Below are 17546 nucleotides of genomic sequence, written 5' to 3' on the forward strand. Positions count from 1 at the left end.
ACTCTATGTGACGGTTGTCGGGGTCGCTCCCGTGGGAGCGCGATGCGAAGTGGACGGCTACGAAGGCGTATGCGGGTTCATCGACCAGGTGAAGCTCCCGTCCTGGTGGCGTGAGGGGGCGGCGCCGCTCGTCGGTGACAGGCTTCGCGTCTGCGTTCTCGACGCCACCCGTGAGCCCTGTCCCCGCTTCAGCGCGTTGCAGGATGACATTGACACCGCTCGACGCCTGCGAGGAGAGGCGTAGCCCTGGGCGCGTCCGCAGAGCCGGCCGTGGCGGAGCAGATCGAGATGATGGATCGTCAGAGGTGGTTCACGGTGGCCGCGCTGTCCGACCAGAGCCAGTTCACGGGTGCGCACTGCTTCTTCAGCGCGGTGCGCTCGCGTCCGTAGCCCTTCAGTGCGGTCTCCACCGCCGCTGCCAGGTCGTCGAGGTCCTGCGGTACCGGCACCCGCGCCACGACGTCTCCCGCACCATGGTCGACCTCGCCCGCACGCAGGTGCCCGCGGCCCGCTTCGAACTCGCTGGCGTCCGTGCGGTGGAGGACCGGCCCGCGCACTGGCACGTGGTGACGGCCTTCTTCCCGCTCCTGCAGATGCCGCGCGCCGACCTCGATGCCAACTTGGCCCGGATCGCCGACTGGCTGGTACCCGGCGGGATGTTCGTCTTCGTCACCGTCCCCTTCGACGCCGAGGACGAGGAGATCCAGTGGATGGGGCAGCGCGTACGCTGCACCAGCCATCCCGCCGAGGCCTTCGGCCCGTTGTCACCTGCAGGCCGGCCTGCAGGTGGTCCACGAGCGGATCAGCACCTTCCACCCGGACTTCCCGGGCATGGGCCCCGAAGAGCACCTCTTCCTGTACGCGGTGAAGCCCGGCGGGCCCGCCGTACCGGCGCACGCGCTCACCGGCCCCCACCCCCTGCCCGAGGACTACCGTGGTCCGCACGAGCTGAGCGAGCACGGCTGGCTGGACATGGAAGCCCGCTTCGAGCGCCAGGACATCGCCGTGGTCGCGGAGATGCTGGCCGGCAACCACGCCGTCCTCGACGTAGGGGGAGGGACCGGCGCCCTCATCCGTGAGATCGCCGGCCGCGTCGACGCCATCACCACCGTGGAACCGCACGCCTCCCACGAAGAGTCCCTGCGCTCGCTCGGCGCCGCGACCGTACGGGTCCTGGCCGGCAGGGCCGAGGAAATCCCGCTCCCCGAGGCCGCGTTCGACGCTGCCGTGGCGGCCTGGGTCCTGCACTACACCGATGGCCCCGACACCGCCGTCGCAGAGCTGGCCCGCACGGTCGACGGACATCGACACCGTCCTGCGCGACACCAGCGGCGCCTACACCGCCGCCTTCGCCGGCCGCCCGCAGCGGGTCGCCGACCTCGTCGCCGACTACGCCCGCCCCCTGTCGATGTCCGTCATCGGCCACCTCCTCGGCGTACCGGCCGAAGACCACGCGGCCATCGCCGAGCAGGCCACCGTCCTGTCCGGGCTGGTGTGGGGACACCTCGACGCACCGGGCCAGCTCGTGGCCGCCCACGCCCTGGACTAGCTGTGGGACCACGGCCACACCCTGGTCCGGCGCCGGGCCGGGGCGCCGACGGACGACCTGGTCGGCGCCTGGCTCGCCCACCGCGACACCGACGGCACCCCGTTCACCTCGCAGGAAGTCGCCTCCACCCTCATGGAGGCCCTCATCACCAACGCCGAAGTCACCCCCCGGCTCATCGCCAACGCCCTGCACCAACTCCTGTCCACCCGAACCCTCCACGCACCGCACGACACGGGGGAACTGCCCCGGGCGGTCGAGGAGACCCTGCGCCACGGCACCCCGCTCATCGGCTGGCTGCGCGCGACCACCCGCCCCACCCGCGTCGGCGGAGTCCGGCTGCGGGCAGGCGCACGCCTGCTCCTGCTCCTGGCCTCCGCGGCGCGGGACGAGGCGCACGGTGTGCCCGACCCGGACGTCTTCGACCCGCACCGCTCCGTACCACCGCCGCACCGCGCCTTCGGCGCAGGTATCCACTACTGCCCCGGCGACGCCTTCAGCCGGCACCTCACCCACCAGGCCCTGGCCGCGCTGGCCGACGCCTGCCCCGACCTGGCCCTGGCCGACCCCGACGGAGTGGCCGCAGTGGCGGAGCTGGAGGCGTTCCTCCGTGCCTGGGGCATGGACGCGGACGAGGCCAAGACCGCGGCCGGACGCCTCGACCAGGACGGCAACGGCCGCATCACCCGCGACGAGTACCTCAGGGCTTGGACCTCGTTCGTCCTCTCGGACGACTCCGAAGACGCGGGGAGCACCCTGCTCGGCCCCCTCGTCTGACCCGTCCGCCTGCCAGGACTGCGTGTGGCCGGACCCGGCCACGCGTCGGCAACGACGGGCCGGCCGAGCGTCGACGTCCGGTATCGGTCAGCAGGGGATCACGCAGGGGCACGAGGGCCTCGGAGCTGATCTGTGACTCCGCACACCCTCCCTTGACCAGGGAAAGAAGGCTTACCTAACTTCGGATGTATGGCCCCCCACGACCCCACCCCTTTCCCGGACGAGCGCGACGCCTCCGATGCGTCCGCGCTGGTCGACTTCGAGGTTGACCTCACCGCGCAGGAGGTTCTCCGGCGCGCACAGGTCATGGAAGCCATCGGCCCGGACTGGAACCCGGTCGAGGTGCTGCTCGGCGAGGAGGCCGCGTACGACCTGCTGTACTCCGGACTCGACGCCCAGCAGCAGCGCGTCTACGACGACCTGGTCGCTGCCGGTGTGCTTCCCGCGAGGGGAGACGGCAGTGCTCCCGCTTGATCCGCAGGCCGACCCGGGGCGCCGCGCCTGGGTCGCCTGCCCGAAGTGCGACGACGCCCAGGGCTGTGAGCCCTGCGGGCAGCGGCGGACCTGCTCCACGCACTGGCGCTACCTGCTCACCAACACGGGGAGCCTGCTCCACCTCCAGTGCCCGGCCTGCACCCACGTCTGGGTGCACGAGAGCGGCTTCGGTGCCACCCGCTCGGTGTGGAACCGCATCGTCGGCACGCTGCCCCGCTTCTCGGCGTAACCCCTTCGTCCCCGTCTCCGTGCCCGCCGCAGAGCAGAACGTTCGGGGAGGTCAGGGGGCGGTGGGGTGCTGTGGGGTGCTCGACACTCCGGATTCGCGTCCGCTGAGTTCGGCGTCCAGGGTTTCCTGGGCGATGCGCATCGACTGCGCGTACTCCGGCTGGGACAGTCGTCGCCAGGCTTCGTCCGGTGCGACGTCCTCGGTCCGGCTCATGACCCACCAGATGTTGCCGAACGGGTCCCGTACCCTGCCTCCCCGGTCGCCCCATGCGCTGTCGGTGACCTCCGTGACCACGGTTGCCCCGTGCGCGACCGCCGCGGCCATGGCGGTGTCCGCGTCGGGGACGTAGATGCGCAGGAGCGCGGGCATCGCGGGCCAGTCGGGCCGGCGGTCGAAGGCCAGGACCACCGTGTCGCCGACGCGGATCTCGCCGTGTCCGATGGTGCCGTCCGCGACGGGCACCCGGGCGAGCTCTTCGCCTTCGAACGCCGCGGTGATGAAGTCGAGGAGCGCGCCGGTGTCGTCCGTGACGACCCACGGTGCGACGCTGGTGCAGCCCTCGGGCGCAGAGTGCTTCATCGGTACGTCCTGTCTGCCGGTTCCTGGTGACGTGACGACACTACGGCCGAAGCAGGTCAGGTTCCGTCCTAGTTCCCACCGTGTCGATCCACCGGTCCGCCACGCGCTCACGGACGCTGTGCGGAAGTCGCCGTGCATGGGACGCCCCCGCCATGGAGGCACGCACCGCGGAGGCCGGCGGCGCTGACGGCGTTCGCCCCTGGCGCAAGCCGATACGTACCGCCCCGTACCGGGCAGGGTGGACCGCATGGATCACCTCACCAGGCTCGGTGTCTTCCGGAGCGAGGCGGAGGCCTTCGACTGCGCCGTACGGCGGGCGGCCGACGGCGGACGCGAAGCCCCGCCGGTTCCCTCCTGTCCCGGCTGGTCGGTCGCCGACCTCGCCGGCCACCTCGGCAGCGTCCAGCGCTACCTCACGCACGTCCTCCAGGAGCGGCACACGGAGCCGCCGGACCCCACGGACCCCGCCCTCTACGCACTCCCCGAAGACCCGGCGGTACGGGCCGCCTGGCCCCGGCACGACGCCACACCGCACCGCGGCCCCGTCCCCGAGGAACTCTTCGACTGGTCGGCGGCCGCAGCCCGGGACCTGGCGGAGGCGCTGCGCGAGCTCGGACCGGACGTACCGGTGTGGAGCTGGTCGGCGGAGCGGACCAGCGGCTTCTGGCTGCGCGTGCAGACCATCGAACAGGCCGTCCACCGCTGGGACGCGGAATCCGTCACCGGCGACCCGGCCCCCTTCGACCCCGCCTTCGCCACGGACGCGGTCGCCCAGACCTTCGAGGTCATGGTCCCCGCCCGGCGCGGCTGGAAGCCGGCCCCGGCGGGGACCGGGGAGCGCTACCGCTTCCGCCGCACCGACGGCCCCGAGTCCTGGACGCTGGAATTCACCGGCACCGGGGTACGGCTGGAACCGGACGGCACCGGCCCGGTGGGCGTCGAGGCCGCGGGCACGGCATCCGACCTGACGCTGTTCCTCTGGGGACGGCTCCCCGCCGCCGGCCTGGACGTCACCGGTGACAGCGCACTCCTCAAGCACTGGTTCACCCTTGCCCCGCCGGCCTGAAACCGGCCGGGCGTCGGCCGACGCCCGCGCAACCAGCACGCCGCGCCCGAGATGGCTCCGTGGGAAGGCGCCGTCGGGGTTGCGGGCCTCCGCCAGTCCGTCCGTGACCAGCAGCAGGACGTCGCCCCGGGTGAACCGGTGGTGCCACTGCACCGGCGGGCCGGTCTCGAGCCGGGCTGCCCAGGCCCGCCGCTTACGCCGACGGCGGCATGTTGTCCACCTCGGACCTGGTCCCGGTCCGGTCCGGGCCCGGAAACCGCTGCCGCACGGCGAGGGGCCGCCGTCAGGGCGCGGACTTCTCGTCCGGGTGCGGGTCGTACGCCTCGGGATGGTGGCCGTGTTCAGGGAGGGATCACGCTCAGGGTCTCGCACTCCCCAGGCGGCTCAGTGCCTGCATGGCCTCGCGCTCCAGACGGGAGAGGTCCTCGAGGACCGAGCCGGCCTGGTCGAGGCACCGGGCATCGCCCGATTCACCAGCCTTCTTGATCAGTGCTGCTGCTTCCGTCCACAGGGCGGCTGCCTCGGTGTAGAGCGCGTGGCCGGTGCGCAGGTGGCTGCTGTCGAGCAGATCGGCGCATTCGGCGAGGAAGTCGCGGTAGAGGTTGCGGAACAGGGCGCCGCCGGTGCCGGCCTTCTCCATCAGGAGGGCGGCCTGTGGCAGGTCCCGCTGTGGGCTCTCGGTGCGCTGGAGCCACGTCCGCACCAGCTTGCCGGCCTTCTCGATGCCGCGATGACCGAGGTTGGCGATGGGCGGGTCGAGGAAGGCGTCGGCGCAGGCGGTGATGGCGGGGACGATCCGCTCGTGCGGGGCGGGCAGGCTTGCCGGAGCCGCGAGGGTGAAGGAGCGGTGCTTGGCGGTCATCGGTCCGCGCGCGGCCCTGGCCTGGGCGAGGCTGGTCAGGCTGGTGGAGACCGCTCCGCCTTGCTGGTCGGTGTCCACCAGGTAGGCGTTGTGGTCGTCGTAGCCGTACAGGGCGACGACGTGACCGCCGAAGTGGATCTTCGAGCCGAAGTAGTCCAAGTAGTGGCTGTCGAGCTGGAGTCCGACGGGGTGGCCGGCGTCGACGGATGCCGCCACGCCGTCCCATGCCTTGCGCGGGGAGGTGGTCTCCTGGACCAGGAGCTCCAGCCCGAGCCTGCCCGCCAGGTTCCTCGTGAGCTCGAACGGCTTGACCCGTCCCCCGAGGAACGGGAAGCCCATGTTCTTCCCGTCCCAGTAGATGAAGGACAGACCGGAGCCGAGGCCGAACAGCATGGGCTCGGACAGGTCGAGTCCGAGGTGCCGCAGCAGCACCCCCAGGGCCGACGTCTCGCAGTGCTGCGTGCCGCGGGCATCGATGTCCGTCACCGTGCTCATGCCGTGTCCTCCCGGACGGAGACGACCAGTCGGGTCATCAGTTCCTCTTGCGGTGCCTCTGCCGGGCCGACGACGTACGCCTCGCGTACAGGTGTGGAGGTGCTTGCCGGGCGCAGCCCGCGCTCGTGGATGGCGGCGAAGAGCGCGTTGTAGGCCAGCGGCAGCTGCGCGTAGGGCCCGATGTGCGTGGTCTCGGCAACGGGTCCCCCGGGCAGCACCTCGTATTCCAGGCCGGGTACGTCGTCCCCGTGCGGGGTCTGCGCCCCTACGGCCATCTCCATCCCCTCTTCCAGGTCCAGCGGATACAACCCCCACAGCGGCGGCTCCCATGGGATGCCCGCCTCTCCGAGCACGGGCAGCAGCCGACCCAGGCACTCCTCGACCCTGGCCCCGATCTGCGTCGGGCTGCAGACCGCTCGCACCACCACCAGCCGTCGCTCCGGCTCCCTGCCCAGCGTCACCTCATAGCCGGGCAGACCGCCTTCTGCCAGCCGCTCCAGCATCTGCAGCCGGACCTGGTCCCTGCTGATCCGCTCGGCCAGCCGATCCCGCTCGGCGCGCAGGATGACCGCCCTGCGCTCGGGCCCGGCAGCCAGTGCCCGGGCGATGACGGCCAGGGGAAGATCCATCTCGCGCAGCAGGGCGATCGTGAGGGCATCACGGGCTTGCTCGGCCGCGTAATAGCGGTAGCCGGAGGCGACGCCCACGTGGACGGGAGCCAGCAGCCCCATGTCGTCGTAATGCCGTAGCTGCTTCACGCTGAGGCGGCACAGGCGGGCGAAGCGCCCGATGGTGAGGAGTTCGTCGTGCACGCCATCATGGTGGACCCTCCCACTGTGGGAGGGTCCAGCAGCGTTCTCCTCAGCCGTGATCGAGGACTTCGACGGACACCGCGCTGCCGAAGGCTGAACCACGGCCGCGGGGCCGGGCCGATGGTGTTCCGCGGCGAGGACCGCTCGCGGGCCACGGTCGCCGGGGTCGCCCCGGTGAACGCCATGACGTCACGGTGCAGGTGGGACTGGTCGGCGTAGCCGGCGTCGGCCGCGACCGGGCCGCGGCCTGCGACGATACGGTCCCAGGCCCGGGCCACTTCCCGGTCCACCGGCGGCCCCGCTTCGTGGCGGCGGGCCAGCAGCGCCTCCGTGAGCGCGAAACGCTCCTGCCACGACGGGACTTCGCCCAACCGCTCGCTGATCCGGGAAACCTCCCGGCCCCACAGGTCGTCCAGGGACACGACGGTGCCGTCGAGCTCGGCCGGGGCGGCCGACCATCCCCGCCGCCGCGTCGCTACCGGTGAGCGTCCTGACTCACACCCCAACGCCAGAAACAGCGCGCTGTCTCCGACCATCGACTGCCCACCGGATCAGCGCCTCCTTGCCGTCGGCCCCGACGAATGGTGTCCCGGTGGGCAAGTCCAACACCGCCTGCCAGACCTATCCGAGCAGCGTCAACTGCAGGCCAGTGATCGATACGATCAATGTCGGTGACCGCTTCCTGCCTGCGTGCCAGTGCAAGGGGGACACCGTCGGCAGCAACCCGTACTGGGTCTATGGCGCATCCAGTCACGGCACGTCCGGGTGGATCCCTTCCTGGTGGATCGACTACCCCTACGACGTCCTCCCGGGTGTCCCCGACTGCGGCCCGCCAAGCGGCAGGGCGGCGTTCGAGGCCAATGGTGGGGACCAGTGGCGCAACCTCCCCGTCTCCGGGATCTCCGGCAACGTGGGCGGCAGCGCCGTCTCCGCCATCAACCTCAACGGCACCCGCCTCATCTACACCATCAGGTAGCCGGCGAAGGGGTTCCCGCCGTCCACGGGGGTAGCGGCGGGAAGCCCCTCGCGTCTGCGCGTTCTCCGATACCGCCAACCTGCGCGGCGCGAAGCGTGGGGCCGCCGACGCCTGCGTCCGCTGCCTCACCGGCCACCTCGCCCAGCTCCACTACGACAGCGCCCTCGCCCGCAGCTGGCCGATCGCCACCGGCCCGATCGAGGGCGCCTGCAGACACCTCATCGGCGACCGCCTCGAGATCACCGGTGCCCGCTGGGGACTCGACGGAGCCGAGGCCATCCTCAAGCTCCGCGCCCTCAAGGACAACAGCGACTTCCAGGCCTACTGGCGCTACCACCTCGCCCGCGAGCACGAGGCCTCCACCCCTGACCAGCCCGACTACGACCTCACGGCCTGAACTGCGATCTTCCCTCCGGGAGAGCTACACCCTTCAGAGATGGGCCCGGATCTGCCTCACCGGATGCCCCAGCCGGTCCGCCAGCGCCGTCAGGTCGTCTTCGTCGAACCATGTACGTTCGGGGTTCACGTCGATCTCGGCATCCGTGCCACCGACAACTCCCGGAGCCAGCTCCTCGATCAGCGAAAGGCACGGCCGGCCGCGTCCCGGTCCGGCTGCCACCGCGGATCGGTCGGAATGACCGACAAGACGTCGTCGCTCCCGGCTCCCCCTTCAGTTCGGGCAACGGTGCGCATCGTCACGCTGCCGGGTTCCGATCATGTCACGTCGGTGTCCAGCGCGTCCGCCCTCCGCCACTCGGGTGTGAACGGCCCGGTGGCGCGTGCCAGGCACATGTCGACGACGGTGTTCTTGCCGGCTGCCGATCCCTCCAGGCAGAGCCGTCCGCCCTTGTCGCGAAGGTCGAGGAAGAACCGCGTGGTCGCACCGGACTGCTGGAGGTCGTGTATGCGCACGTCGACGTAGCCGAGGTCGTTGAGGATCGCCCTGACCGAGGTCGGAGTGGGGTCCACCAGATCCCAGAGAGCCTGGGCGATGCGCTCTTCGTGGAGGAAACTCGCACACCATTCGCGAGCGTTCAGCTCCACCTCCGGTCCCGCCGTCGGGGCGATGGGCTCCACTTCCGGCGGTACCTCCACCGCACCGGGCGGCAGCGGCAGCGTCGGAGCGGGCGACGCCGCCACTGGCGGGCCACCTTGGGGACACGGCTGGCCGACCTCGTCCAGCATCGCCGTGAAGGAAGCGTCGGCCGGGACCCCGGAAGTGCCGGCGGACTCGCTCCGCTGTCCGGCGGCGCCCGTCGTCTGGGTACCGCAGCCGACGAGCGCCAGAGCGGCAAGAGCCGCCACCGCGGGCGTGAGCAAGGTGCGTCGCGGGGAGCCCGCAGCCGTGCTGGTCAGGGCGGAGTTTCGTCTCATGCGCCGAGTCTCGGATCAAGCCGTCCGCTGCGCGTGAGTACGGATACTCACGCGCAGCGGGCGGGGTACTCGCTCGCGCGGATGCCGAACGGAAGTCCCGGCAACCGGGGCCGGAGTGCGGTGGCCCTGCACCCGAAGGGCGACCGTGCCGGCGCCCTGCACTGGTGGAACAGGACCCGGGGGCGACCTGCGGCGGCGCGACCTTGGAGGTCCGTGGGCACGGGCCGGCCCGTTTCGCCGAACGGCGATGATGGGTGCGAGCGGTGCTGGGGCGCCTGTGGGCTATCAGGGGTGGGGCAATGATCGAGGTCGGGCGGGAGGGCGCGTTCAGCGTGAACTGCGTCGGTGTGGAGCGTCGGCCTTTCCCGTTGAGTTTCAGCGTCCGCCAGGAAGAGGGGACCTACGTTGTGGCCGCGGGCGCGGCGCAGGCGGGGGAGTTGGCCGACCTGCTCGCGGCCGCCGCGAGCGGCCCGGTCGCGGTGGTCTCGCTGGAGACCAACTCCTACCTGGATGCGGACTGGCATCCGTTGCGTCCCTCGCTGATCGCGGCTGAGCTCGGTGTGCCGTGCACGGTCCGCCCCCTCGGACCCTGGGCGTCCGGCACGCACGGGCTCGCGGAGGAGATCCTGGTGATGGAGCGCAGCCAGCTGCCCCGTCTTCTCGACGGAACCTGGTCTCCGTACGAGCTGACGCTGATCGATCTGCCCACCGATGTGAGCCCGGAGCAGTTGGACGCGTTCGCCCTCGTGCTCGGTACGGCGGGCGTCGACGAGCCCCTCCTCGGTCGCCTGGGAGACTCCTGCCGGCTCTTGTTCTCCGGACACGACGACTGCTACGTGCTGCTGGAAACCAGGGACTCTGCCCTGCCGGGCGCGGTGCTGGCCCGCCTGCTGACGCTGTTGGCGGGCTCCGCTGTTGCCGCCCTCACCGACGGACCTTCCTCATACGTTCCCGAGCCCGGGCCCTGGCTGCCCGAGCGGCTGATGGCCACTGCACCCCATTGGATCGGAGCCCTGGAGACGGCCACCGAGGAGCTGGTGACGATCAGGCTGACTGCCCTGCCGGCCCCATGGCGGTTGGACGTCCCGATTCCACAGCGGAGCGACCTGACAGTGGAGCTTGACGTACGGCTTGGCAGTTGGCGGACCATCCCCACAGGGTGACTTCGGGAACCGCCTCCGGCGAGGTACCGGGCGTCGAGCGGAACCGGCGCGTCAGGCAACCTGCGACGCCAGGGCTCCGGGCAGAGCGAACGAGCGTCGGCCGTACAACTGCTGCTTGCCGATGGAGGCGGGGCCGTCCCGTTGGAGCTTCTGAATCCAGCCGCGGATGGGCGGCCTGCCGAGCCGGAAGACAGGGCCCGGCGGGATCGGCACCACACCACGGTCTTCGGTGAAGCGACCGTCACCCAGCTGGTGTTCGGGAAGCCGGCCTCCGGCGTCGAGGAGGTTGAACCTGCCTGTTGGGTGGCCTGAGCTGGGCGCTAGCCTCGGCGCATGATTCCTGACCGGTCTTCGAACGTGATCACGCGCCATCGCGGCGGGATGATCTACGCCTACGTGCCGGGCTCCAGCGGGCTCGGCACGCTGGAGCCGGTCGCGGTGTTCCATCCCCGGCCCGGCGACGAGATGGTGGATTCGGCGGTCTGGCCCGATCTGGAGCGAGTCGTGTACACGACGCTGAACAGCGTCGTCTGCCTGACAAGTGCCGGTGACCTGGTGTGGGCGTCGGACTTCGAGCCGCGTTCGGACGAGCCCTACGGACACCGGCCCGGCTGCGCGCTGTCCGGGGACGGCCGCAGCGTGTGGGTCTATCGGCCGGACGTGATGGCAGGACGCGGGGGTGCGGACCAGTGGGTCGTGCACGACGCGGGCAGCGGGGCGGTCTTGGCCCGCTGGGAGCTGGAGACGGCCGGGCACGGCGCCTTCCAGTACGTGCACCCTGTGGACGGCAGCGTCTACCTCAACGTCGGTGAGGGCCAGGACGGCTCGGTCATCCTCCGAGCCGCGGCCGGGGCTGCCGGCGAGCCGGAGTTCGTGACCTATCCGTGGTCGGACCGCTGCCTGATCGACCTGGCTCCGGACGGTCAGCAGTTCATGACGGTCGACCACGGGCAAGCCGATGTCGCGTTCCACCGCCACCCGAGCGGGGACGTGCTCTTCACCCTGCCCGTGGAAGCCTTCGGATACGAACCGGACGACGCGTTCGTCGAGTGGAGCGGCGGCTACCTGACTGCCGACCTGGCCGTCATCACCCTGGGGGGCGAGACCGAGGACGAGGAGGAGTGGTTCCGCTACCACCTGGTCGACGTACGCACGGGCACGGTCGGCAGCGACATCACCGTCGGGGTGACCAGCCCGTACGGACTGGTGCCTCTGGGCGACGGCTCCTGGCTCACCAGCGATCCCGGGGGGAACCCCGTCCGCGGTTCGCGCGAGCTCTCGGCTGCGGTACCGCCACATTCCGGAGACTGATGGGGCGGGATGCCTGCGTGCAAGGCTCTGTCTCGCATGACAGAGACCGGCTGGCCCGCTGCGGCCGCTCGGTGAGGAGCAGTCGCAGCGGGCCCTGGTCGTTGTCTCCGGCCGCGCCGTCGGCAGGTGTCAGGACCGGGACGCGGCTGAGCTGATCGGTCCGAAGATCTCGGTGCGGTCGAAGTCTGCGTTCATGCCGTCCAGGACCGGGCCGAGTTGCTTCTCCTCGTACTTGAAGTGTGTCTCCATGACCGCCTCGATACCGTCAAGGTGACGGTGTGCCACCTCTGGGTCGGTCGACTCGGCCACCGCCTTCTGCAACGCACCGATGAGGTGCTCGATCATGTTGTGGTCCTGGGTCAGTTTCGCGACCACCGGCGCCAGGTCGGGCCGTGTCCGCAGCAGTTCCGGGAACAGTGAGCCGTCTTCGGCGCGGTGGTGGCCGGAAAGGACGGCGCAGAACCCGTGGCAGAACAACAGCAGGTCGGTGGTGGCGTCGGCGGGGTCGCCAGTGTCCAGTCCTGCTCGCGCCAGCGCCAACGCGGTGCGCAGCTTGCGGTGGACCTGCTGCAGTTCCCCGCTCCAGGCGGTTACGCGATCATGCGGCACGATCGCCCTCCCGTCGCGGTCGGGAGCCGAGGAAATGAACCTTGGTGGGGTGAGGTGGGATCTTCTGTGGACTTGAGGCGGGAATGGCCGTAGCCACCTTCCGTTTCGACGCCTCCATGCCTGACGCTCCATTCGCCACCGGCACGCGACGCTGCCCGGAAGTATATCCGTGCCGTGACCACACCACCCGCAGCCTGATCGAAGGAGGCATGCGCTCGTTCGGCGGCGGTGGGGCTGCCACCGGGCAGGTGGTTGTCCGCAGCGGCGGTCAGCGCGGCCCAGGACAGGCCGGGGCTCCGCGATGTCAGCCGCGCCGAGGGGCACTGGCTCGTACGGGTAATGGAGTGGTCGGAAGGGGATGGGTTTCCGGTGCGCGCGGAGTCGTGGGTGTTCACGCCGATAGCGAGCAAGCGCCGCCGTCTTCAGCGCACTTCGTAATTGCCGCCTCTGCCGGTGTCTGGGGAACAACGTCCAAAGAGGCCGCAGTCGGCACAGATCCTATGCTCAATCTGAAAACAGCATCGGGTGTCGTAGGGGAAGTATCCCTGCCGGGACCCGGGTTTGGATACGGAGTCCTCGGGTTGGGGCACAAAGACGAGGGTGTTGTCGGTTGGAGTGAGCACGGAGCCGGCGGCAGCTTCCACGGTGCTGCTGGTGGCATCATCGCGAATTCCGAAGGAAGCTGGGGTGGCCAGTTCAAATCCGCGAAGCGCGGACAGATCCGGCTCGTACCCAGAGAGGTGGATTTCGGGACGGACTCAGAAGGAAATCCCCGGCCAAAACTGCCGAAATTCGCTGAGGCCGGTGAGATGACCATGGCTGCCAAGGGTGGTGGAAAGTGCAGTCTCTGGCTGTGCGTCAAGTCTTGGCAGGCTGGTGGCGGAGTAGTGCCGCCCACGGACGCCCGTTGGGCAGAAGTGAAGCTGGGCGCTGCGTTCAATGGCACTGAGACCACCTGACCGCCGGGCAGGGGTCGGCTGGAGCACAGCCTTGTGACGTGCACCGTCACGCCCACCGCGGGCCGCATCGTCGATCAGCTCGGCCGATTCTCGAGCATCTCCTCCGGTGTCGGAGCCACCGAGCGGTCTGGGGCCTTGCAGGGTGACCCGAATCGCGCCAGGTAGTGCCACACCTTCTTGACCGCCTGTGGGTCATGGAGGCCGGCGCGCGCAGCGTCTCCGACGATCCCAGGGTCGAGCATGCCGTCGACCGCGATCCGTGAGCCCAACTCGACGTATTCCTGACCGCGGTAGTCGGGGTGACGTCGGAGTTCTTCAACCCCGAGGCGGAAGCCGGGGTGCCACTCCACCGGACAGCCAAGGCGCGAGGCAGCGGCCTCGACCGCCGTGCCTCGGTAGCAGGGATCCAGGACCAGCGCCTCTACTGCGGATTGCAAGAGGACCGGCCCGTGCACCTGCGCCTCGATGTAGTCGTCCAGCTCGTCCTGACGATCGGCGAGGGCAAGGTCGATGAGACCCATGCGGGCTGCGACGCCGAAGTCCGACGGCTCGAGGAAACTGTCCGGGTAGCAGAACGTGCTCCGCGTCAGCGTCTGGGCCGTGAGCCGGAAGTGGGCCGAGCCGAACCGGGGCGCTCCGCCGACCGCCTTGCGACGGAAGTTCAACGCCCCGTAGACGGGCCGCTCATGAGCCGTCGCTTCGTCGTACGCTCCGTCGAAGATCCGGCTCTCCCAGCGCCATCGGTCGCCGCCGGGATGCGCGGTAAGGCCACCGTTGCTGGTCCCAGTGACGAACTGCGAGTGGTAGACGCCACCCTCGGCCATGGCGTCCAGGATCGCCTTGCCGTGCAGCAGACGGTCAGGGTGGAAGTTGAGGGTCACCCGCAGAGTCGGATCCATCGGAGGGCCGGACGCCAGATCCGTGACATGCCGGAGGGCCCGTTCCTGCGCTGTGCGGGAGGTTCCAAAGCTCATCGGCACAGTCTTCCCCACGCTGATCAACCGGTGCACGCGGATTGTCCACCGACAGCCCGTTCATGTGCGGGGCGAGGAACGGGATCGGTCTCCGCCAGGCTCTCCTGCAGCCGATGGGCTCCCAGGACTGCACGATCGTCGGCATCGCCCGACATCTCCTCGCAGATCCGTAGCGCCTCGTCCAGGTCGTCCGACGCCGAGTGGTTGGCCCGGGTGAGCGTCTGCGTCTCGGCCACCCGTGCGCCCGAATCCGCGGAGTGGTCCTTGCCCCCGTCTTCGAACGGGCGTGCGCAGGATTCGTATGCTCCGGGCATGAAATTCTTTCGGTGGCGCGGCCGAAGTGAAGCCGCTCGGATGGCGAAGACTCCCTTGGCCCAGGCCACGGCCCTTTATCAGGAGGGGAGGTACGCCGAGGCCGAGGCCGAGGCGCGCTCCGTGGCTGCGGCCCGGTCGCGGCCGCGTGACGACATGTACGGGCCGCTGGCGCTCGGTATCGCCGCGCTCTCGGCGGGCGCCCAGGGCCGCCATGATGATGCGTTCGCCACATACGACGCCCTGCTTCCGGTCTTCGGCAGGATCTTCGGCGCCGAACACCCGCAGACCCTGAAACTGCGCTCGAACCGGGCCCAAGTACTGAGCGCGCTGGCCCGGCATGCCGAATGCGAGGCGGAGTGTGCGGCCGTCGCCCGGGTCGCAGCCCGCGGCGCAGGACCGGACATGCCCCTCATAGCCACGGCCGCCCGGAACGGGCAGATTTTCGCCCTCAATGCGCTGGGCCGCCACCCGGAGGCCGAGGCGCTCGCGTGCGAGGCACTCGCAGCCCATCGCGTACAGGACCGGTTCACCCTGGTCCTGCGTCTCGGTCTGGCCCGCAGCCTCAGTGGCCAGGACCGCCACGAGGAGGCTCTCGCCGAGGCGGGGCGCGCCGACGAGCTGCGCCGCGGCTTGCCCCAGGAGCAGCACCGCCCGGAAACCGGCGCCGTCGAGCTGGCTACCGCCACCGCCCTCCTGGGGCTGGGCCGTGGCGCCGAGGCCCGCTCGCTGGCCGCAGCCGCCCAGAGCGCCTGCCTGTCCGCCTTCGGCCCGGATCACCGCCGCACCACCGAGGCCCGGATGCTGCTCGACCGCATCGACAGCGCTTGAGCACGCGTGCCGCGCCGGCGGTGGGGGAGCCGGCCTGTGGCTGGGCGAGCCGGCTGCGAAACCTCAGTATTGAACGCGTTCAGTCGATGTGTGATGATGCGGTTCCCAGGAAAGGACGGCGCCATGACGAGCTCGCTCCTGCGGCCCCGGGGCCGCATCCGCACGGCCACGACGACGGACCCCGCTGCGGCCGGAACTCCGGTACGGGTTGCGGGCGGTACGGAGCCGACCCGCATCCTCGACTGGCGCGAACCACGCGTCACCGCCCTCGCCCGGACCCTCGAACTTCCCGCGGGCGCGGATCCCGTGGCCTCCCTGCGCCGGGCCCACAGCTGGATCGCCACTTCTGTACGCCCGGTCTACTCCGTCCAGGACGAGCGGCCCGTGTCGCAGGTGCTGCGCCTGGGGCGCGGCTCGTGCAGCCAGAGGCTGGCCGTGCTCGAGGCCGTCGCCCGGGCGACGGGGACGGCCACACGGGTGCGGGGCCTCGTCGTCGACGGGGCCTTCTGGTACCCGCGCTTCCCCCGGCTGCGCCACCTCGTCCCCGACCAGGTGCTCCTGGCCTGGCCGGAGTTCCGCCTGCCTGAGCCCGCTGTGGAGCCGGAGCTGGAGCCGGAGCCGGGTGCGTCGCGGTGGCTGACGGTCTCGGAGCTCTTCGGCGGCCTCGACGAACGCGGCGCCGCCCCCGGCGGCGGCTTCACCAACGCCGGCCCCGAGACCCTCTTCGAGGCGATCTCCCGTACGGCCATCGACTGGGACGGCGCCACAACGCTCTGCCCGACCGGCGGAGCCCCCTGCGACCTGTCGGCGTACGTCCTGACGGACCTCGGCCACTTCGACTCGCGCGACGCCCTCTTCGCCCGCCACGGCCAGACCCTCTGTCCCCTGGCCCGAACGGTGGCAGAACCCATCCTGGGCCGCCACGCGGCCGGAGCCTAGTACGCCGTCCCCGTCGCCCAGCCCGTCATCGGAGCCGCGGCGGACCAGGGTGCGGAACGTACGGCCGGCTTGGCCTGTCGGCCCTGACCACCCTCACCGCCGGCCTGCGCACGCCACCTGCTTGCGGAGGCCTCGGAGTCGGCCACCGACCTCGTGCGGACCCTTGTCGTACGGGGGAGGCACAATCGGCCCATGTCTGAGATCTTCGTCGACCTGGGGAAAGTCACTGCGCCGTCGGGTGTGCTGGTGCTCGGCATGGCCGGGTGGATCGATCAGTGGCGGGAACTGGGCCTGCCGCTGTCCGAGCGCGCCAGGGCGGCTGCGGCGACGGGAGGCGGCCATTTCCGTGAGTGGTTGTGCGAGGCGGTCGCGGTTCCGGCAGCCGCTGACAGGCCTTTGGCAGTGAGGGCGAGCACGTCGCCGTCTCCGTTCGACGGGGAACCGGCGATCGCGACTCTGGAGATCGGTCTCGGTCTTCCGTGGCCCGAGCCGGAGCGGTCGGTACCGGTACGGCTCGGGGACCTGCCCGTTGATCGGTGCGGCATGGTGGTCGGCGATGCTTCAGGGCTGGATGCCTGGACGGGAATGCACGACGAGCCGGCCGACGGGCTCGCCGATGTCTTCTGCTGGGGCCTCTACGCGGACGACGCACATGCGGAGTTCGGTGGTGAGCGGATTGCGCGGCGCGGCGTTGACGGGCCGCAGGGGTGGCTCGACCTTCCGGTGGCCGAGGCGGCGGCGCGTGCGGCCGGGCTCGAGGCCTGGAGCGACCGCCTGCACGGCGGCAAGGGCCTCATGGTTTCGGTCAACGAGCACACCGACTTCCATCGCTTCGAGCGGGCCGGGTGGCACCATCCGCTCCACGCGGGTGCGATCGACGTGGGTGGTTGCCAGGTGCTCGGCATTCAATGGGACCAAGGCGACCACTCGATCCGGCATCGGGGTGAGCGGGAAGCCAGCCAGGTCTATCCGGTCACGCTCGAAGCCGATGAGGCGGGGGAGATGGCACTGCGATGGGCGATCCCGCCCTACGACTTCGGCGATGAAGCCGAGTGACGAGCCCGGCCCTGTGACTGCGGCGGGTACTCGGCCCGAGGGGGAGACCGAGACCGGGACGGGCGCACAGCGGCACCTCGACGGCGCGCGGCGGGGGTGGGCCGGATTCGAACCGGCGTCATCCCCTCCTGGCAAGAGGGCGCGTCGACCTCTGCGCTACCTGCCCCCGCCGCGGCGTGCT

The 17546-nt window shown here is 70.7% G+C and carries 20 protein-coding genes, 1 tRNA gene and 3 pseudogenes; 14 read left to right on the top strand and 10 right to left on the bottom strand.

Annotated features, from left to right (window positions below; genetic code table 11):
• Window positions 1-299: 299 nt before the first annotated feature.
• On the bottom strand, window positions 300-740 hold the full coding sequence (locus tag ACIGFK_RS02855; protein ID WP_400050264.1) for a hypothetical protein: 441 nt from the start codon (window positions 738-740) through the stop codon (window positions 300-302).
• 277 nt (window positions 741-1017) lie between these two features.
• Between ACIGFK_RS02855 and ACIGFK_RS02860 the strand changes: the two are divergent.
• The 5 genes and pseudogenes from ACIGFK_RS02860 to ACIGFK_RS02880 form a co-directional block, all read left to right on the top strand.
• Window positions 1018-1233 (top strand): annotated as a pseudogene (locus tag ACIGFK_RS02860) (class I SAM-dependent methyltransferase); the annotation flags it as partial.
• Window positions 1234-1255: 22 nt separating this feature from the next.
• Window positions 1256-1549 carry a hypothetical protein gene (locus ACIGFK_RS02865; protein WP_400050265.1) on the top strand — a complete coding sequence of 98 codons (294 nt, stop codon included), beginning with the start codon at window positions 1256-1258 and terminating at the stop codon, window positions 1547-1549.
• A 132-nt stretch (window positions 1550-1681) separates the two neighbouring features.
• Entirely contained in the window at window positions 1682-2323 is a 642-nt protein-coding gene (locus tag ACIGFK_RS02870; protein WP_400050266.1) for a cytochrome P450, read from the top strand.
• A 189-nt stretch (window positions 2324-2512) separates the two neighbouring features.
• Window positions 2513-2797, top strand: coding sequence for a DUF6400 family protein (locus tag ACIGFK_RS02875; RefSeq protein ID WP_376660233.1), 285 nt, complete (start codon window positions 2513-2515; stop codon window positions 2795-2797).
• Window positions 2784-3047 (top strand): hypothetical protein, encoded by a 264-nt coding sequence (locus ACIGFK_RS02880; protein WP_376660234.1) that lies wholly within the window; start codon window positions 2784-2786, stop codon window positions 3045-3047. The genes ACIGFK_RS02875 and ACIGFK_RS02880 overlap by 14 nt, the downstream gene beginning before the upstream one ends.
• A gap of 51 nt (window positions 3048-3098) precedes the next feature.
• On the opposite strand, the gene ACIGFK_RS02885 is transcribed toward ACIGFK_RS02880, so the two are convergent.
• On the bottom strand, window positions 3099-3626 hold the full coding sequence (locus tag ACIGFK_RS02885) for a VOC family protein (protein ID WP_386470961.1): 528 nt from the start codon (window positions 3624-3626) through the stop codon (window positions 3099-3101).
• Window positions 3627-3873: 247 nt separating this feature from the next.
• On the opposite strand from ACIGFK_RS02885, the gene ACIGFK_RS02890 reads away from it, so the two are divergent.
• The gene (locus ACIGFK_RS02890; protein WP_400050269.1) at window positions 3874-4692 is read left to right on the top strand and encodes a maleylpyruvate isomerase family mycothiol-dependent enzyme; all 819 of its coding nucleotides are present in this window, start codon (window positions 3874-3876) and stop codon (window positions 4690-4692) included.
• 358 nt (window positions 4693-5050) lie between these two features.
• Here the strand turns inward: ACIGFK_RS02890 and ACIGFK_RS02895 are convergent, their stop codons facing one another.
• The 3 genes and pseudogenes from ACIGFK_RS02895 to ACIGFK_RS02905 all read right to left on the bottom strand — a co-directional run.
• Window positions 5051-6049, bottom strand: a complete 999-nt coding sequence (locus ACIGFK_RS02895) for a BtrH N-terminal domain-containing protein (protein WP_376660237.1) — start codon at window positions 6047-6049, stop codon at window positions 5051-5053.
• Window positions 6046-6861, bottom strand: coding sequence for a MerR family transcriptional regulator (locus tag ACIGFK_RS02900; RefSeq protein WP_400050271.1), 816 nt, complete (start codon window positions 6859-6861; stop codon window positions 6046-6048). Before ACIGFK_RS02900 ends, ACIGFK_RS02895 begins: the two co-directional genes overlap by 4 nt.
• A gap of 143 nt (window positions 6862-7004) precedes the next feature.
• Window positions 7005-7346, bottom strand: a pseudogene (locus tag ACIGFK_RS02905) (AraC family transcriptional regulator); the annotation flags it as partial.
• A gap of 107 nt (window positions 7347-7453) precedes the next feature.
• Between ACIGFK_RS02905 and ACIGFK_RS02910 the strand changes: the two are divergent.
• Window positions 7454-7837, top strand: a complete 384-nt coding sequence (locus tag ACIGFK_RS02910) for a hypothetical protein (protein WP_400050273.1) — start codon at window positions 7454-7456, stop codon at window positions 7835-7837.
• 145 nt (window positions 7838-7982) lie between these two features.
• Window positions 7983-8234 (top strand): annotated as a pseudogene (locus ACIGFK_RS02915) (ISKra4 family transposase); the annotation flags it as partial.
• Window positions 8235-8267: 33 nt separating this feature from the next.
• Here the strand turns inward: ACIGFK_RS02915 and ACIGFK_RS02920 are convergent.
• Together ACIGFK_RS02920 and ACIGFK_RS02925 are read right to left on the bottom strand one after the other, a co-directional pair.
• Complete coding sequence (locus ACIGFK_RS02920) at window positions 8268-8456, bottom strand: hypothetical protein (protein WP_376660242.1); 189 nt, start codon at window positions 8454-8456, stop codon at window positions 8268-8270.
• Window positions 8457-8551: 95 nt separating this feature from the next.
• Complete coding sequence (locus tag ACIGFK_RS02925; protein ID WP_400050275.1) at window positions 8552-9211, bottom strand: hypothetical protein; 660 nt, start codon at window positions 9209-9211, stop codon at window positions 8552-8554.
• A 299-nt stretch (window positions 9212-9510) separates the two neighbouring features.
• On the opposite strand from ACIGFK_RS02925, the gene ACIGFK_RS02930 reads away from it, so the two are divergent.
• Window positions 9511-10374, top strand: a complete 864-nt coding sequence (locus ACIGFK_RS02930; RefSeq protein ID WP_400050277.1) for a hypothetical protein — start codon at window positions 9511-9513, stop codon at window positions 10372-10374.
• A 333-nt stretch (window positions 10375-10707) separates the two neighbouring features.
• The gene (locus tag ACIGFK_RS02935; RefSeq protein WP_376660775.1) at window positions 10708-11685 is read left to right on the top strand and encodes a hypothetical protein; all 978 of its coding nucleotides are present in this window, start codon (window positions 10708-10710) and stop codon (window positions 11683-11685) included.
• Window positions 11686-11814: 129 nt separating this feature from the next.
• Here ACIGFK_RS02935 and ACIGFK_RS02940 read toward each other — a convergent pair whose 3' ends face one another.
• Entirely contained in the window at window positions 11815-12294 is a 480-nt protein-coding gene (locus ACIGFK_RS02940) for a hemerythrin domain-containing protein (RefSeq protein ID WP_376660776.1), read from the bottom strand.
• 383 nt (window positions 12295-12677) lie between these two features.
• Here ACIGFK_RS02940 and ACIGFK_RS02945 point away from each other — a divergent pair, with 383 nt between their 5' ends.
• A complete protein-coding gene (locus tag ACIGFK_RS02945; RefSeq protein WP_376660777.1) occupies window positions 12678-13253 on the top strand; it encodes a hypothetical protein in 576 nt (191 codons plus the stop codon).
• A 74-nt stretch (window positions 13254-13327) separates the two neighbouring features.
• Here the strand turns inward: ACIGFK_RS02945 and ACIGFK_RS02950 are convergent, their stop codons facing one another.
• On the bottom strand, window positions 13328-14227 hold the full coding sequence (locus ACIGFK_RS02950) for a DUF3626 domain-containing protein (RefSeq protein ID WP_376660778.1): 900 nt from the start codon (window positions 14225-14227) through the stop codon (window positions 13328-13330).
• Between the two features lie 354 nt (window positions 14228-14581).
• On the opposite strand from ACIGFK_RS02950, the gene ACIGFK_RS02955 reads away from it, so the two are divergent.
• The 3 genes from ACIGFK_RS02955 to ACIGFK_RS02965 all read left to right on the top strand — a co-directional run bounded on the left by ACIGFK_RS02955 (window position 14582) and on the right by ACIGFK_RS02965 (window position 17365).
• On the top strand, window positions 14582-15370 hold the full coding sequence (locus ACIGFK_RS02955) for a tetratricopeptide repeat protein (protein WP_376660779.1): 789 nt from the start codon (window positions 14582-14584) through the stop codon (window positions 15368-15370).
• A 123-nt stretch (window positions 15371-15493) separates the two neighbouring features.
• A complete protein-coding gene (locus ACIGFK_RS02960) occupies window positions 15494-16309 on the top strand; it encodes a transglutaminase domain-containing protein (protein ID WP_376660780.1) in 816 nt (271 codons plus the stop codon).
• Between the two features lie 192 nt (window positions 16310-16501).
• Window positions 16502-17365, top strand: a complete 864-nt coding sequence (locus ACIGFK_RS02965) for a hypothetical protein (protein WP_376660781.1) — start codon at window positions 16502-16504, stop codon at window positions 17363-17365.
• A gap of 91 nt (window positions 17366-17456) precedes the next feature.
• On the opposite strand, the gene ACIGFK_RS02970 is transcribed toward ACIGFK_RS02965, so the two are convergent.
• Window positions 17457-17533: transfer RNA gene (locus ACIGFK_RS02970), tRNA-Gly, on the bottom strand.
• Window positions 17534-17546 lie beyond the last annotated feature (13 nt).

Source organism: Streptomyces sp. NPDC085524 (genome assembly GCF_044541755.1).
GTDB lineage: Bacteria > Actinomycetota > Actinomycetes > Streptomycetales > Streptomycetaceae > Streptomyces.